Origin of the sequence: Natronorubrum amylolyticum, assembly GCF_052040145.1 — an archaeon.
Taxonomy (GTDB): domain Archaea; phylum Halobacteriota; class Halobacteria; order Halobacteriales; family Natrialbaceae; genus Natronorubrum.
In genome coordinates, this window is the sequence record NZ_JBPPFW010000003.1 from 598,706 (window position 1) to 613,020 (window position 14,315).

13 protein-coding genes are annotated in these 14,315 nt (G+C 63.4%); 4 read left to right on the forward strand and 9 right to left on the reverse strand.

What is annotated here, in order from left to right; translation table 11 throughout:
• Positions 1-479: 479 nt before the first annotated feature.
• Positions 480-2,813, reverse strand: a complete 2,334-nt coding sequence (locus ACSFDB_RS14370; protein ID WP_440771636.1) for an amino acid permease — start codon at positions 2,811-2,813, stop codon at positions 480-482.
• Between the two features lie 132 nt (positions 2,814-2,945).
• Positions 2,946-3,854 carry a DUF726 domain-containing protein gene (locus ACSFDB_RS14375; RefSeq protein ID WP_440771637.1) on the reverse strand — a complete coding sequence of 303 codons (909 nt, stop codon included), beginning with the start codon at positions 3,852-3,854 and terminating at the stop codon, positions 2,946-2,948.
• 444 nt (positions 3,855-4,298) lie between these two features.
• On the opposite strand from ACSFDB_RS14375, the gene ACSFDB_RS14380 reads away from it, so the two are divergent.
• Both ACSFDB_RS14380 and idsA3 read left to right on the forward strand, forming a co-directional pair.
• The gene (locus ACSFDB_RS14380) at positions 4,299-5,651 is read left to right on the forward strand and encodes an RNase J family beta-CASP ribonuclease (RefSeq protein WP_440771638.1); all 1,353 of its coding nucleotides are present in this window, start codon (positions 4,299-4,301) and stop codon (positions 5,649-5,651) included.
• A gap of 1 nt (position 5,652) precedes the next feature.
• Positions 5,653-6,750: a geranylfarnesyl diphosphate synthase gene (gene idsA3, locus ACSFDB_RS14385; protein WP_440771639.1), complete on the forward strand. Its 1,098-nt coding sequence runs from the start codon at positions 5,653-5,655 to the stop codon at positions 6,748-6,750.
• A 60-nt stretch (positions 6,751-6,810) separates the two neighbouring features.
• Here the strand turns inward: idsA3 and ACSFDB_RS14390 are convergent, their stop codons facing one another.
• Positions 6,811-7,296 carry a TspO/MBR family protein gene (locus ACSFDB_RS14390; RefSeq protein WP_440771640.1) on the reverse strand — a complete coding sequence of 162 codons (486 nt, stop codon included), beginning with the start codon at positions 7,294-7,296 and terminating at the stop codon, positions 6,811-6,813.
• A 147-nt stretch (positions 7,297-7,443) separates the two neighbouring features.
• Here ACSFDB_RS14390 and ACSFDB_RS14395 point away from each other — a divergent pair, with 147 nt between their 5' ends.
• A complete protein-coding gene (locus ACSFDB_RS14395) occupies positions 7,444-9,162 on the forward strand; it encodes a glutamate--tRNA ligase (RefSeq protein WP_440771641.1) in 1,719 nt (572 codons plus the stop codon).
• 140 nt (positions 9,163-9,302) lie between these two features.
• On the opposite strand, the gene ACSFDB_RS14400 is transcribed toward ACSFDB_RS14395, so the two are convergent.
• The 4 genes from ACSFDB_RS14400 to ACSFDB_RS14415 form a co-directional block, all read right to left on the reverse strand.
• A complete protein-coding gene (locus ACSFDB_RS14400) occupies positions 9,303-9,527 on the reverse strand; it encodes a PhlB family protein (protein ID WP_440771642.1) in 225 nt (74 codons plus the stop codon).
• 128 nt (positions 9,528-9,655) lie between these two features.
• Positions 9,656-10,528, reverse strand: a complete 873-nt coding sequence (locus ACSFDB_RS14405) for a carboxypeptidase regulatory-like domain-containing protein (protein WP_440771643.1) — start codon at positions 10,526-10,528, stop codon at positions 9,656-9,658.
• A gap of 124 nt (positions 10,529-10,652) precedes the next feature.
• A complete protein-coding gene (locus ACSFDB_RS14410) occupies positions 10,653-10,826 on the reverse strand; it encodes a DUF8014 family protein (protein WP_440771644.1) in 174 nt (57 codons plus the stop codon).
• Between the two features lie 78 nt (positions 10,827-10,904).
• A complete protein-coding gene (locus ACSFDB_RS14415) occupies positions 10,905-11,390 on the reverse strand; it encodes a DUF456 domain-containing protein (RefSeq protein ID WP_440771645.1) in 486 nt (161 codons plus the stop codon).
• A gap of 149 nt (positions 11,391-11,539) precedes the next feature.
• Here ACSFDB_RS14415 and ACSFDB_RS14420 point away from each other — a divergent pair, with 149 nt between their 5' ends.
• The gene (locus ACSFDB_RS14420; protein WP_440771646.1) at positions 11,540-12,286 is read left to right on the forward strand and encodes an SDR family NAD(P)-dependent oxidoreductase; all 747 of its coding nucleotides are present in this window, start codon (positions 11,540-11,542) and stop codon (positions 12,284-12,286) included.
• Positions 12,287-12,298: 12 nt separating this feature from the next.
• On the opposite strand, the gene ACSFDB_RS14425 is transcribed toward ACSFDB_RS14420, so the two are convergent.
• Both ACSFDB_RS14425 and ACSFDB_RS14430 read right to left on the reverse strand, forming a co-directional pair.
• A complete protein-coding gene (locus ACSFDB_RS14425) occupies positions 12,299-13,135 on the reverse strand; it encodes an ABC transporter permease (protein ID WP_440771647.1) in 837 nt (278 codons plus the stop codon).
• Positions 13,132-14,262 (reverse strand): ATP-binding cassette domain-containing protein, encoded by a 1,131-nt coding sequence (locus tag ACSFDB_RS14430; RefSeq protein WP_440771648.1) that lies wholly within the window; start codon positions 14,260-14,262, stop codon positions 13,132-13,134. Before ACSFDB_RS14430 ends, ACSFDB_RS14425 begins: the two co-directional genes overlap by 4 nt.
• Positions 14,263-14,315 lie beyond the last annotated feature (53 nt).

The following is a 14,315-nucleotide window of genomic DNA, read 5'->3' on the forward strand; positions in this document are numbered from 1 at the left end:
GCGTTCACTCGTCGTTCCTGCGTCGAGTTCGGTACACCCGTCGAACTGCGCCTCCTTTCCAAAGCAGTACCCCTGACAGGACGAGTCCGGGAAAGACGACGTTGTGGACGAGTATTTCCGCCGCTCTGAGGTCCGATAGCGGGGAATAGAGGTAGATTCCGAGCGAAAGCGCAAGGAGGAGGTGGACCGTTCGCTGGAGCGACCGGCGTTCGAGCGATGACAGGGCGTTACTCACCGTGTGTCACCGTTAGGACGGGGTCGAGGGACGGGTCCCGAAGGGGACACGTGATTGATGGATTCGGCATGTCTCGTGCCATACCACGGTGTTCCGCCTCCAACGAGATGATTGTCAGCCTAACATGTTGATCCGACGGACGACGCAACTACTCGGGGGCGAGCGACCGTTCGTACTGTGGCTCCGACCGCGTCGTCGGCGAACGGGCACTGCCGAGTCCGGATCCGACACAAACGCGCCTCGCTCAGTCGAACAGCACCCGGTCGAGGATCGGCCGCAGGAACGAGCCTCGACGCGTTTGCTTGGAGTGGACGAGCAACACCGGCTGATCGATAGCGGCGGCGAGACGATCGGATCGCTGTTCGATCACCAGGTCCGGGAGCCTGCGGTGAGTCACCGTACTCAGGATGACGATATCGGACGACTCGAGCGCCTGCGAGAGTCCCTTGACCGGATCGTTCGAACGGACGATAGTCGACTCCACGGGGACCGTACAGAGATCGTCCAACTCGGCGTGGTACTCCTCGATCGTCTCGGTGAGCTCCTCGGGAGCGTTCTCGGAAACGGCGTAGCAAAACCGGATGCGTGCGCCGAGAACGTCTGCCATCGCGTCCGCGAGTTCGACCTTGAGCGGATCGTTGAACGGACTACGGTCGGTGACGATGGCGATCTCGTCGACCTGCACCCGCTGTTCGTGCTGGACGAAGACGACGTCGCAGGGCGCGTGGTCCATGATCCAGTCGGTATCCCGGCCGAAGAGGGTCCCGAGGCGGCTGGTCGCCTCCTGGCGGGCGAGGATGAGATCCGCGCCGGTCCGATCGGCGAAGTTGACGACCGCGTGGCGCGTGTCGTGGCTGACGATTTCGCCGACCTCGACGGGTACCTCGAGATAGCGAACGAGTTCGTCGGTTCGCTCCTCGAACTCGATGTCGGCTTCGGACAGCTCCTCCGCCGCCGTATCGAGGGGTACCTGATCGGGCACCTCGTCGAACCGAACGACGCGAATCCGGCCGTTCCGACGGCTGACGATCGGTGCGGCCATCTGGATCAAGGCGTCCTCCTGTTCGCGGGAGACGTCTTGTCGGATCGGGATCAGCAGTTCGTACTGATCGGTCGCGCGGGCGGGTTGTGGGGAGTCCGCTCCTTCCTCGAGCTGCGCTTCGGTGTCGCGAACGAACTGCTTGCTGGCTTCGCGACGAGCGAGTCCCTTGGCGACGCCTTCGCGTTCGACCTTCTCCTTTGCGTACCAGCGGAACCAGACGAAGCCGAAGATCACGATGACGATCGAGCCGACGATCTCCTGAACGTCCATCTGGGAGATGATGAAGATTCCCGAGAAGATGCCGAACAGCTGGACCCAGGGGTAGCCCGGCGTGTGGAAGTCGGGGTTGTACCACTCGAGGTCGCGTTCGCGGAAGGCGATCAGCGCCCCGCAGACGAGGATGTAGACGAGGATCTGAAACGCGCCAGCCATCTTGGCGATCTCGTCGACCTCCTGGGTGGCGACGATGAAGATGATGATCGCACCGGTGGTGAGAATGGCGACGAACGGCGTCGAGAACCGCGGGTGGATATACTCGAACTTCGAGAGAAAGAGGTTGTCACGGCTGAGCGCGAGCGGGTAGCGGGAGGCGGTCAAAATTCCCGCGTTGGCGGTGCTGATAAGCGCGAGCAGGGCAGCGAGGACGATCGCACCGACGGCGAGCGTCCCGAGTGGGATGCCGCCCAAGATCGTCACCTCGCCGAAGAGGAGTTCCGTCGCCTCGGCCATCGGCTCCTCCGTGCCGGTCAGCGCGTCGCCTTCGACGACGCCGACGAGGACGAAGACGAGCAGGGCGTAGAGGAATGCCGTGGCGATCAGCGAGACGAGCAGCCCGAGCGGGAGGTTCCGGCCGGGATTCTCGATCTCTTCGGCGACGGCGGCGACCTTCGTCACGCCGGCGTAGGAGACAAGCACGAGCGCCGTCGCACTGAGGATCCCGTCGATTCCCTCGTCGAAGAAGCCGTCGAAGTTCGCGCCTTCGACCTGGATGATCGAGCCGGCGACGAACGCCGAGAGGATCGCGAGCATGACGATGACCATGATCAGCTGGAGCCCGCCGGTCTGTTTCACGCCGAAGAGATTGACTGCGATGAGCACGATCGCGAACGTAATTCCGAGCGCGCGGACGCCTGGGATCGTAAGCGTCGATTCGACCGCGGGGACGGCGAGATTCCACGTCGGAAGCTGGTAGACGAAGTTGATGTAGAACATGCCGCCGTAGAGCGCGAGCGATCCTTTGAGCATCAGCATGAGCCACGTCCCGAGGCCCGCAATGGTGCCGAACGTCGGACCCAGCCCGCGTTCGATGAAGACGTAGTCACCGCCCGCTTCGGGCATCGCCGTGCCGAGTTCGGCGATGGAGAGCGCCGCCGGAACGACCAGAATTGCGGCAATCACGAACGCGAGGATCACGGCCGGTCCCGCTTCGGCCATCGCGACGCCGGGAAGGATGAAGATCCCGCTCCCGATCATCGCTCCCATACTGATCGCGATCACGGCAAACAGCCCCAGGTCGCGCTCGAGATCTTTCGCCATTACCGGCCCGTTCTAAACGACGGTTTAGAAAACTTCCCATTTTGGCTCCGTCAGTCTCATAAACTCGTAGTGAAAGATAATATAGGAATAAATTGCGGCAATAATCGCACATTTGGGATATTTCACCCGTCGTCAGAAGTTCGCGACGACTTCGTGGAGACAGCCATCGCTTCCGTAGTAGCCGCTGTGACCGGAGACGTAGCCGACGTCGTGGTCGGTGTAGTTCCCCGGAGGCGTTCCGTCGCAGCCGGCGTTGCCGACGGCGTTCCCCCACTCGGCGAAGCCGTACGCCCAGTTGAGCACGCTATCGTCGCCCATCCAGTAGTTGTCGACGCGGCCGGCCGCGGCGGCGATGTCTTCGCCGTAGGTCCCCGCCATCGAGACCGAATCGTCGTCGGCCGCCCCGCCGAGAAGCGAGACGGACGCGACGTCCGAGAGCCGATCCCAGGCGTGGAGGTTCTTCAGCGCCATCAGAACGACGCGGGCGCCGAGGGAGTGTGCTACGTATCGGACCTGTACGCCAGGGTTCTCGTTTTTGTACGCATAGGTGAAGTTGGCGAGTTTGGCGCCGTTCTGTTCGGCGATCTCGGTCGAATCGTACCAGCCGTGGTCCGAATCCCACGTGTAGCCGACGACCGGGTGTCCGTAGCCTTCGGCAGCGAACGTCGACGCCGCGGTGCCGAAGGTGCAGACGGCACCTTCCGGACTGTTGTCCCAGCCGTGGACGAACACGACCAGCTCCGACGGCGCGGAGCCGTGGACGCCGGGGAGATCACCGCCGGCGTACTCCACGTTGTGGACGTCGTTTCCGTCGGTCAGGTGGACGCCGCCCGACGTGGCGAAGTGGCCGCGCGTCGTTACGCGCGGAATCGACCACGGCGGATCGTCACAGCCGTCTCCCTTGTCGCTGGCGGTCGCGGTCGACGCACCGCCGACGATCGCCCCTGCCCCGACGACGGCAGCCCCCGACGTTCGGAGCACGGCGCGTCTCGAGACGACGGATCTGTGCCTGTTACTACCATTCGTGTGTTCTGCTGTCATACGATCTTTTACTCCTGAAACACGGTAATGAATGTTTATACTATTTCGATAGATGAGAGGCGAGTGATCCGTCTGCGAAACGTTGTCAATACGAGCTCCCACCTCACTCGACAAATCCGCGTGTACCGATCGTCACGGAACCGGACGGATCGGCGGCGCCCGCACCAATTTTCCCGAATCTGTTCGGCCGGTATCGCACGTGATGTCGCGGGCGCAAAACCCACGGAGTTTATACCGCACCGGTGTGTAGAGTCACGTAGCGAAACCCGCGGGCAAGTGCGTTCGGGGCTCACGACGGTGTCGTGGGCCGAATCGGAGACGAGGCGTCTCCCCGTTCGCATAGCGGGATGGCCGACGCGCTGTAAGACGCCGGGGCCGTGCGAACCGGGAGTCCGCGGACCGTTTCGACGAGAGTCCACCACGCGGCTTTCAGTACAACGAACTATGGAAATCGAAATTGCAACAATTGGCGGCTACGAAGAAGTCGGCCGGCAGATGACTGCCGTCCGCGCCGGTGAAGACGTCGTTATCTTCGACATGGGGCTGAACCTCTCGCAGGTTCTGATCCACGACAACGTCGAAACCGAACGGATGCACAGCCTCGATCTGATCGACATGGGTGCGATTCCGGACGACCGAATCATGTCCGATCTCGAGGGCGACGTGCAGGCGATCGTTCCGACCCACGGTCACTTGGACCACATCGGCGCCATCTCGAAACTGGCTCACCGATACAACGCGCCGATCGTCGCGACGCCGTTTACCATCGAACTGGTCAAACAGCAGATCGAAGGCGAACAGAAGTTCGGCGTCGAGAACGACTTAGTCAAGATGGACGCCGGCGAAACGATGTCGATCGGCGACAGCGGCAACGTCGACCTCGAGTTCGTTAACGTCACCCACTCGATCATCGACGCGATCAACCCGGTCCTCCACACGCCCGAAGGGGCCATCGTCTACGGACTGGACAAGCGGATGGACCACACGCCGGTCATCGGCGACCCGATCGACATGAAGCGCTTCCGTGAGATCGGTCGCGAGGGCGACGGCGTCCTCTGTTACATCGAGGACTGTACCAACGCGAACAAGAAGGGGCGAACCCCCAGCGAAAACGTCGCCCGGGAACACCTCCGGGACGTCCTCTACAGCATGGAGGACTACGACGGCGGGATCGTCGCGACGACGTTCTCGAGTCACATCTCGCGTGTGACCTCGCTGGTCGAGTTCGCAAAGGACATCGGCCGACAGCCCGTCCTCCTCGGTCGCTCGATGGAGAAGTACTCCGGAACCGCGGAGCGACTCGACTTCGTCGACTTCCCGGACGACCTCGGGATGTTCGGTCACCGCAAGTCCGTCGACCGCACGTTCAAACGGATCATGAACGAGGGCAAGGAGAACTTCCTGCCCGTCGTCACGGGCCACCAGGGCGAGCCGCGCGCGATGCTCACCCGGATGGCCCGCGGCGAGACGCCGTACGAACTGGACGACGGCGACAAGGTCGTCTTCTCCGCCCGCGTGATCCCGGAGCCGACCAACGAAGGCCAGCGCTACCAGGCCGAGAAACTGCTCGGCATGCAGGGCGCCCGCATCTACGACGACATCCACGTCTCCGGCCACCTCAACCAGGAGGGCCACTACGAGATGCTCGACGCACTCCAGCCACAGAACATCATCCCCGCTCACCAGAATCTGAAAGGCCTCTCCGGCTACGTCAACCTCTGTGAGAGCGAAGGCTACCAGATGGGCCGGGACGTTCACGTAACGCGCAACGGCAACCTCATCCAGCTTGTCGACTGATATGACGACCCCAGAGGCACGAGAAGAGGCGGTGCTCGAGGCCGTTCGGAAGCGCCGCGAGCAGGTCAACGAGGCCATTCCCGAGGAGTTACCGATCCAACGACCCGAACGGCTCTACGAGGCGTCGCGGTATCTGCTCGACGCCGGCGGAAAGCGGCTCCGGCCGACGGTGCTGCTCGCCACGGGAGAGGCGCTCGTCGACGCCGAGCCGCTCAGCGAGGACTACCGTGCGTTCCCCACGATCGACGGAGCGCGCGCGGAACCACGCTCCGCGGATAGTTCGAGCGACTCGCCGCGAGACACGATCGATCTCATGGACGCCGCCGTCAGCGTCGAGGTCATCCAGTCGTTCACGCTGATCCACGACGACATCATGGACGACGATGACCTCCGTCGCGGGGTCCCCGCCGTCCACAAGGAGTACGACCTCGAGACGGCGATTCTCGCCGGCGACACGCTCTACTCGAAGGCGTTCGAGATCATGCTCGAGACGGGGGCCGATCCCTCCCGGACCGTCGACGCGCTCGGCATCCTCGCGACGACCTGTACGAAGATCTGCGAGGGCCAGTCGCTCGACGTCACATTCGAGAATCGAACCGACGTCACGCCCGAGGAGTACCTCGAGATGGTCGAACAGAAGACGGCCGTGCTGTACGCAGCGTCGGCGTGTCTTCCCGCGATCTTGCTCGGAGCCGACGACGAGACCATCGACGCGCTCTACGGCTACGGACTCGATATCGGCCGCGCGTTCCAGATTCAGGACGACGTCCTCGATCTGACCGTCCCGAGCGAGAAACTCGGGAAGCAACGCGGCAGCGACCTCGTCGAGAACAAACAGACGCTGATCACCGTCCACGCCCGCGATCAGGGTGTCGACATCGAAGGGCTGGTCGATACGACGGACGTCGAGGCGGTCACCGAGGCCGAAATCGACGACGCCGTCGCCGAACTCGAGGCGGCCGGCTCGATCAGCTACGCGAACGAGAAGGCACGCGATCTCGTCGACCAGGGGAAAGCACGACTCGAGGTCCTCCCGGACAACGAGGCCCGCGACCTGCTCTGTGAGCTGGCGGATTACCTGATCGAACGCGGCTACTAATACGACTCACTCGAGTCGATTTTTTCTGTGGCGATCGATCCTGACGCGACGCTGTGGTGATCAGCCGCCGGCGTAAATCGTATAGTTGAGCACGATCGCGAAGCTCACCCAGGCGAGATACGGCACGAGCAACGCGGCTGCAAGGCGGCTGATGCGGTCGAACGCGACGATCGTGGCGACGATCGCAATCCAGAGGGCCCCGATGATGAGCAGTCCCAGATCGGCTCGCTGGAATCCGAAGAAGACCGGGGTCCACGCGAGATTGAGTGCGAACTGGAGCGCGAACGCGGCGAGTGCGAGCGCGAACGCGCGTCGGCTTGTCCACCGCTGCCAGACGAGTACGAGCGCGACCCCCATGAGCGTAAACAGCAGCGTCCAGACGATCGAGAAGACGTAGCCCGGCGGGAAGAACCACGGTTCCGCGAACCAGGACGTATCGGAGCCGACGACGAACGCCGGCGACGAGCCGAGGAGGTTGACTCCGAGGATGATGGCGAGGCCGCCGAGCAGTTCCCGTAACTCGAGGCGTCCAACGCGGGTTTCCATGCGGGGTTTTTGACCCCGAAACGGGTAGTGACTGTCCTTGGCAGCACAAGCACCTCATTCGAAGGCTCGTCACGACGGGTCACCCAAATCCGGCCTCGCGAGCGAACACCGCGAGGGTTTTGGTCCGGGCACGAATAGCGCTCACCAATGGACGACGATCTACGCGAGCGGATCGAGCGCGAGGCGGAAAAGCACGCGCTGTTGAACGCCGTCAAACACGAGAGCGACGCCGATGTCGGGGCGATCATGGGGCCGCTGATGGGCGACAACCCCGACTTTCGCCAGCACGGCGACGAGATTCCGGGCATCGCCGGCGGCGTCATCGGTCGAGTCAACGACCTATCCTACGAGGAAAAACGCGAGCGTCTCGAGGACCTCGCCCCCGAGGAACTCGCGGAGATCGAAGCCGAGGACGAGGAGGACGAACACGACCTGCCCGACCTGCCCAACGCGAACGACTACGACGAGGTCCGAATGCGCGTCGCGCCGAACCCCAACGGACCGTGGCACGTCGGCCACGCCCGGATGCCCGCCGTCATCGGCAGCTACAAGGAACGCTACGACGGCTGGTTCTGCGTCCGCTTCGACGACACCGACCCCGAAACGAAACGCCCCGATCTCGAGGCGTACGACGCGATCCTCGAGGACCTCGACTACCTCGGCTTCGAACCCGACGCGACCTATCGGGCGAGCGACCGCCTCGAGACCTACTACGAGCACGCCCGCGAACTGATCGAACTGGGCGGAGCCTACACTTGCTCCTGTTCGGGCGAGGAGTTCTCGGAACTGAAGAACAACGGCGAGCCGTGTCCGCACCGCGACAAGGACGTCGAAACGGTTCTCGAAGAGTTCGAGGCCATGATCGACGGCGAGTACGAGAGCGGCGAGATGGTCCTCCGCGTGAAAACCGACATCGAGCACAAGAACCCCGCGCTGCGCGACTGGGTCGCCTTCCGGATGATCGACACGCCTCACCCGCGCGAAGAGGCCAGCGAGTACCGCTGCTGGCCGATGCTCGACTTTCAGTCGGGGGTCGACGACTACCTGCTCGAGGTCACTCACATCATCCGCGGTATCGACTTACAGGACTCCGCCAAACGCCAGCAGTTCGTCTACGACTACTTCGGCTGGGAGTATCCCGAGGTCCTCCACTGGGGCCACGTCCAGATCGACGCCTACGACGTGAAGATGAGCACGTCGACGATCGCGGAACTGATCGAGAACGGCGAACTCGACGGCTGGGACGATCCGCGCGCGCCGACGCTCAAGAGCCTCCGTCGGCGCGGGATTCGCGGCGACGCCATCGTCGAGTCGATGACCGGGCTCGGCACGTCGACCAGCGACGTCGACCTCGCGATGAGCACGATCTACGCGAACAACCGCGACCTGATCGACGAGGAGACGGACCGGCGCTTTTTCGTCCGCGACGGCAACCAGGTCCCGCTGGGCGGTAGCCCGCCCGACGAGGCGAACCCGCCGCTCCACCCCAACCACGAGGAGCGCGGCGTCCGCGAGATCCCCGTCGGTGCCTCCGTGATGCTCGAGGAGGACGATCTCCCCCAGCGCGAGGAGCGCATCTGGCTCAAGGGACTGGGCTGTTTCCAGTTTACGCGGGACGTCCTCCAGTACACGGGCGAGGACATCGACGTGGTCCGCGAGGGCGACGTCGACGTCGTTCACTGGGTACCTGCGGACGAGAGCGTCGCGGTTCGTATGCGAACGCCCGACGGCGACGTCCGGGGCCACGCCGAACCCGGCGTCGCCGACCTCGATGCCGACGAACTCGTGCAGTTCGAACGGGTCGGCTTCGCGAGAATCGATCGTCACGACGAGGACGAGACTGTCGTGTACTACACGCACCCCTGATACGGACCGCTGTATGTCAGTTCCGGTGCAACCGCGGCCGCTCTGCGACAACACCCGTACATCGGTACAACAGACCGTATGAGTCAAGATCGGTTACGGTTGGGTTGTGAGTTGCGTGCTTGAGTCCACTGCAGACAGCATCATTCAGGTGCTTCGTCCGTATCCGTATCCGTTTCCGCCTCAGCCTCGGGGTCTGCTCTAACTTGATAAACCTCAGTACTGCCACACTCTGGGCACGTCTGCTGCTCACTGTGGAACCCTTCGTCGCAGTTACGGCAGCGATAATTGACACTGTCGTCGCGTGCGGACACCGCCTCCTGTTTGAATCGCTCGACCTTCTCTCCAAGTCGTTCGAACATGCTCATATCGATAATATTGTTCCGAATGCGTATAAATACCGACACTGAAAATTGGTACGCCCTCTTTCCTCTCACAACATAATTTTCAATAGGATTGATTACAAATTGATCTATAATATAATGGGCCAGAGACGCTATTGTGACTCGAGGGCGATTGTAAGTTCCGTCGTTCGACCGAACTTTACCAGTGTCACCTCAGCAATGGATTCGTAGCCGGCTGCCCGTGTTTCGATTTGGTGTCTGCCGTGCTCGAGGTCGACTTCGAACGCGCCGGTTTCGGTGACCGCCAGCTGCTCCCCATCAACGAACACCGTCGCATCGTCGATTCTGTTCCCCCGTTCGTCCGTAACTGTCCCCTCGATCCGGCCAGTGTCCGAGATTTCTTCGTCGCCCTCGGTAAGTTGTACCCACGCGAACTCGGTTTCGCCAGGCTCGACGTACACCTTTTTATAACCATCGCTGTAGCCGTCGATATTCGAGGCACGAACTTCCCACCAGCCTTCGCTCACTCGAAACGGCGACTCCCAGTTCTCGCCGTCAGGGACCGCACCCAGTGGTGCAAACAGCGTATTGGTCTCATCTCCGAACAGCGTGATTTCACAGGGAATGGTATCACCACCGCCCGTTTCCGTCACGGCCACGTCGAGTTGACCCGTATCAGGGCCCCACGCCTGATCGAGGGAGACGTCCATCGTTGTCCGTGAGTCCGCAACGACGTCGACCTCTCGAGTTACTGGGGCATAGCCATCAGCGGTTACCGAGCTGGTGTACGTCCCTGGTTGGAGCTCCTGTGAGAAGTCACCGTCTTCGTCGGTCCCCGTGCTGGTTTTCTCATCGACTCTTAGGAGTGCGTCCTCGACTGGCTGCCCGAAGTGCGTGACTGTCCCCTCAAGGTGGCCGGTCGCAGTGGATTCGCGTCCATCGGCAGTAACTGTTCTCGTAGTGCCCAGCAGACCAGTAGCGAGAAGACTCGAGCGGTGGATGACTGTTCGGCGTGTGGGTTGCATAGCTGGGATACGCAAATGCGCGTTCAGTCATATCTGTTCCGTATTAATTCCCACACGTTCACGTGACTAACGGAAACAAATTACATTCACGCGTATTGGTTCGCCAGATATCTGGATAGATGCACTACTCTTCGCCCTCGAGGAGGTCGTCTCCACGATCCACATCCGGATCCGCAACAACGCCGTCCCGCCGACCCAGCACCCGCGCGTGGGCGGCACAGACCAGCCGATTGTCGGCCCAGGGGATGTGGAGTTCGACGGCGGCGGGCCGGTCGCAGTCGTCCTCAGTGCAGTCCATAGGCGCTCTACGACGGCGGCCGACTCAGTGTTTGTGCTCCTCGAGCGGTCGGCTCGAGACGACCAGACGAACGACCCCTTAGAACGCGAAAACGGCGAGGACGAAGACGAACAGGATCGTCGCCGTCAACAGCGCCTGAATCGCCGTCGACGCGAGGGTCCCGACGGTCGCAAAGAGCGCGGACCGAGTGCTGTGGGCGGCGTCACCGCGCCGGAAGTACTCGAGGAGAAAGACCGTCCCGAACAGGCCGATGAGCAGCCCGAGGGGACCGACGACGAGGAGCAGCGTGATGGCGACGACGGCGGCGATGGTGGTCGTCGTCCACGACGCACCGCCGGCTCGAGCCGCGAGCGAGCCGGCGAAGAACTCCGCAAAGAGCGTCAACAGCCCGAGCAGCGTGAGCACGGCGAGCGTGATCGTCCCGGGTTCGGCGAAGCCGGAGTGCCACCAGTAGAGGCAGATCCCCGACAGCGAGAGCAGCCCGCCGGGGACGAGCGGCACGAGCGTCCCGACGACGCCGCCGACGAGCAACGCGAGTGCGAGGATCGTGATCGCATCGACCATACCGACTCCGACGGCCGGCCCAGCAAAAGGCGTACGGTCTTCGGTGCAGTCACTGAGAGATCGGTCGGTACCCGGCGTGCGATTCCCGCGGCGTCGGTGACCGGTTCCGCCTCCCGTATTCTTACGTACCAGCATCCGAACGACTGGATATGACGCAGACACGCGGAGCCGTTATCGTCGGCGCGTCGTCGGGAATCGGCGAGGCGCTCGCACGGAAACTCGCCGACGAGGGGTACGAGATCGGACTCGCCGCCCGTCGGACGGAACGAATGCGAGAGATCGGGAACGAACTCCCGACCAAATCGTACGTCGCGACGATGGACGTCACCGACACCGAGGACGCTCGAGCGGGCTTTTTCGAACTCGCAGAGGCGATGGGATCGGTCGACCTGGTCGTGCTCAACGCCGGCGTCGGTCCGTTCAACCCCAAACTCGAGTGGGAGGCCGAACGGCGGACCGTCGACGTCAACGTTCGCGGGTTCGTCGCGCTCGCGACGGCCGCCATGGAGTACTTCGAGACGGTGGGCCGGGAGGATCACTCGAGCGAACTGGACGGCCACCTCGTGGGGATTTCGTCCGTCGCGGCCCACTTCGGCGGCGGCGGAGTCCAGGCCTACTGCGCGTCGAAGGCGTTCGTCTCGACGTACCTGGAGGGACTCCGGGCCCGCCAGCGCGGCGCGGACTCGAACGTCTCGATCACGACCGTCGAACCCGGCTACGTCGATACCGAGCTTTCGATGGGCGACTTCTGGGAGTGTTCGCCCGAGACCGCGGCGAAACAGATCGCTCGAGCGATCCGGACGGAGAAAACTCACGTCTACGTCACCCGTCGATGGCGCCTCGTCGCGTGGGCCCTCGATCTGACGCCCAACTGGCTCCTTCGCCGGCTGTTGTAGCCGTCGATTCCGTTACTGATGCGTGCGGAACAGGTACATCGTCACGGGACCGAACACGGCGACGAGTGCGGCGGACATGAGCAGGACGATCCCGACCTCGCCGACCGTCGCGGTGCCGTGCATTAGCCCCCGCATCGCGGTGACGAGGTGGCTGACCGGGTTGACGGCGACGAACGCCTCGAGCCAGCCGGGCATCGTCTCCGGATCGACGAACACGTTGCTGACGAACGTCAGCGGGAACAGGAGCAGCATGCTCACGCCCATGAGCGATTCGGGGCTTCGCATGACGAACCCGAGTGCGGTCCAAATCCACGAGAGGCTGAAGGAGAACACCAGCAGGAGCGCTACCGCAGCTATGACGCCAACGGCTCCGCCCTCCGGACGGAACCCGAGTAGCAGTCCGAGGGCGATCACCATCGTCGAGGCGATCGTGTACCGCACGGCGTCGCCGAGCAGCGCGCCGACGACGACCGAGGGCTGCCAGACCGGCAGCGTCCGGAACCGATCGAAGACGCCCTCGTCGATGTCGTCGTTCAACGTAACGCCCGTGTAGATGGTGATGAACACGACGGTCATGGCGAGGATCCCCGGCAGGAGTTCCTGGAGGTACGCGCTCGTCGATCCCGCGAGCGCCCCGCCGAACAGGTAGGTGAACAGCAACAGGAACATGATCGGAAAGACGGTGACGTCGAACAGCTGCTCGGGGACGTGCTTGATCTTCAGCAGCGCGCGCCAGCCGAAGGTGAGCGACGCGGACAGGGCGTTCGCTCGAGGCGGTCGCGGCTGGTTCGACACCGCCGCTCGCAGGGCCTCGGCGTCGGGCTCAGCCGCCGTGCGTTCGTCGCTCATCGGGACCCCTCCTCGGAGACTGCGTTCTCGTGTGCCGGCTGGTCGGTCAGCGCGAGGAACACTTCGTCGAGGCTGGGCTGGCCGAGCGCGAACTCCGTGACCTCGATCCCGCTCTGTGAGAGCTCAACGAACGCGTGGGCGATGCGGTCGGTCTCCGTAACGTGAGCCGAGAGCGCCGTCGGGTCGGCCTCGTGATCTACAGGAACGTCGAGAATCCGGCTCAGCGCGCGGCTGGCTTCCTCGCGCTGATCGGGATCGCGCACTCGAACGCTCAGGACGCCCGAGCCGATCGAGGCCTTGAGATCGCTCGGCGTCCCCTCGGCGATGATCCGCCCGGCATCGATGACGGCGATCCGGTCGGCAAGCTGGTCGGCTTCCTCCAGATACTGCGTGGTCAGCACCACCGTCGTTCCGTTAGCGACGAGCGCCCGGATGATCTCCCAGACCTGCGTGCGGTTCCGCGGGTCGAGCCCGGTGGTCGGCTCGTCGAGGAACAGTAACTCGGGAGTGACGACGATGCTCGCCGCGATGTCGAGGCGGCGTCGCATCCCACCCGAGTACGTCTTCACCTGTCGCGGCGCCGCCTCGGTCAGTCCGAACGCCTCGAGGAGCTCTGCCGCCCGCGTTTTGGCCTGCGATCGCGAGTACCCGAGCAACCGTGCCAGTAAAACGAGATTCTCCCGGCCGGTGAGATCCTCGTCCACCGACGCGAACTGCCCGGTCATACTCACTCGGCTGCGAACCGCGTCGGCGTCGCTCACCACGTCGTGGTCGAAGACTCGAGCCGCGCCCGCGTCGGGAGCCAATAGCGTCGCGAGCATTCGGATGACGGTGGTCTTGCCGGCGCCGTTCGGTCCGAGAAGGCCGTAAATGCCGCCTGCGGGGATCGTCAGGTCGACTCCGTCGACGGCCTTCGTCTCGCCGAAGTGTTTGACGAGCCCCTCGGTTTCGACGGCGAGCGTCGCTTCGCCGTCGCCGGGCCCGACGGCTTCCGTTCCACTGGTCGAATCGGTCCCGTCGGTGCCCGACGAGGAATCCGTGCGACTCGATCCCGCGGTGAAGGGTTCCGACAGACTCGAGAGGCCGATGAACTCGACGGCACCCCTCGAGGATTCGTTCGCCGTCATTCTGTTCTCCCCGCGACGACAGCTCTCGGCCCGCCGCGGCCGCTACGACACGC

Excerpts from the sequence above, each read along its gene's own strand:
- ACSFDB_RS14370 (WP_440771636.1), bottom strand. The coding sequence starts at position 2,813 with ATGGCGAAAGATCTCGAGCGCGACCTGGGGCTGTTTGCCGTGATCGCG.
- ACSFDB_RS14375 (WP_440771637.1), bottom strand. The coding sequence starts at position 3,854 with ATGACAGCAGAACACACGAATGGTAGTAACAGGCACAGATCCGTCGTC.
- ACSFDB_RS14380 (WP_440771638.1), top strand. The coding sequence starts at position 4,299 with ATGGAAATCGAAATTGCAACAATTGGCGGCTACGAAGAAGTCGGCCGG.
- idsA3 (WP_440771639.1), top strand. The coding sequence starts at position 5,653 with ATGACGACCCCAGAGGCACGAGAAGAGGCGGTGCTCGAGGCCGTTCGG.
- ACSFDB_RS14390 (WP_440771640.1), bottom strand. The coding sequence starts at position 7,296 with ATGGAAACCCGCGTTGGACGCCTCGAGTTACGGGAACTGCTCGGCGGC.
- ACSFDB_RS14395 (WP_440771641.1), top strand. The coding sequence starts at position 7,444 with ATGGACGACGATCTACGCGAGCGGATCGAGCGCGAGGCGGAAAAGCAC.
- ACSFDB_RS14400 (WP_440771642.1), bottom strand. The coding sequence starts at position 9,527 with ATGAGCATGTTCGAACGACTTGGAGAGAAGGTCGAGCGATTCAAACAG.
- ACSFDB_RS14405 (WP_440771643.1), bottom strand. The coding sequence starts at position 10,528 with ATGCAACCCACACGCCGAACAGTCATCCACCGCTCGAGTCTTCTCGCT.
- ACSFDB_RS14410 (WP_440771644.1), bottom strand. The coding sequence starts at position 10,826 with ATGGACTGCACTGAGGACGACTGCGACCGGCCCGCCGCCGTCGAACTC.
- ACSFDB_RS14415 (WP_440771645.1), bottom strand. The coding sequence starts at position 11,390 with ATGGTCGATGCGATCACGATCCTCGCACTCGCGTTGCTCGTCGGCGGC.
- ACSFDB_RS14420 (WP_440771646.1), top strand. The coding sequence starts at position 11,540 with ATGACGCAGACACGCGGAGCCGTTATCGTCGGCGCGTCGTCGGGAATC.
- ACSFDB_RS14425 (WP_440771647.1), bottom strand. The coding sequence starts at position 13,135 with ATGAGCGACGAACGCACGGCGGCTGAGCCCGACGCCGAGGCCCTGCGA.
- ACSFDB_RS14430 (WP_440771648.1), bottom strand. The coding sequence starts at position 14,262 with ATGACGGCGAACGAATCCTCGAGGGGTGCCGTCGAGTTCATCGGCCTC.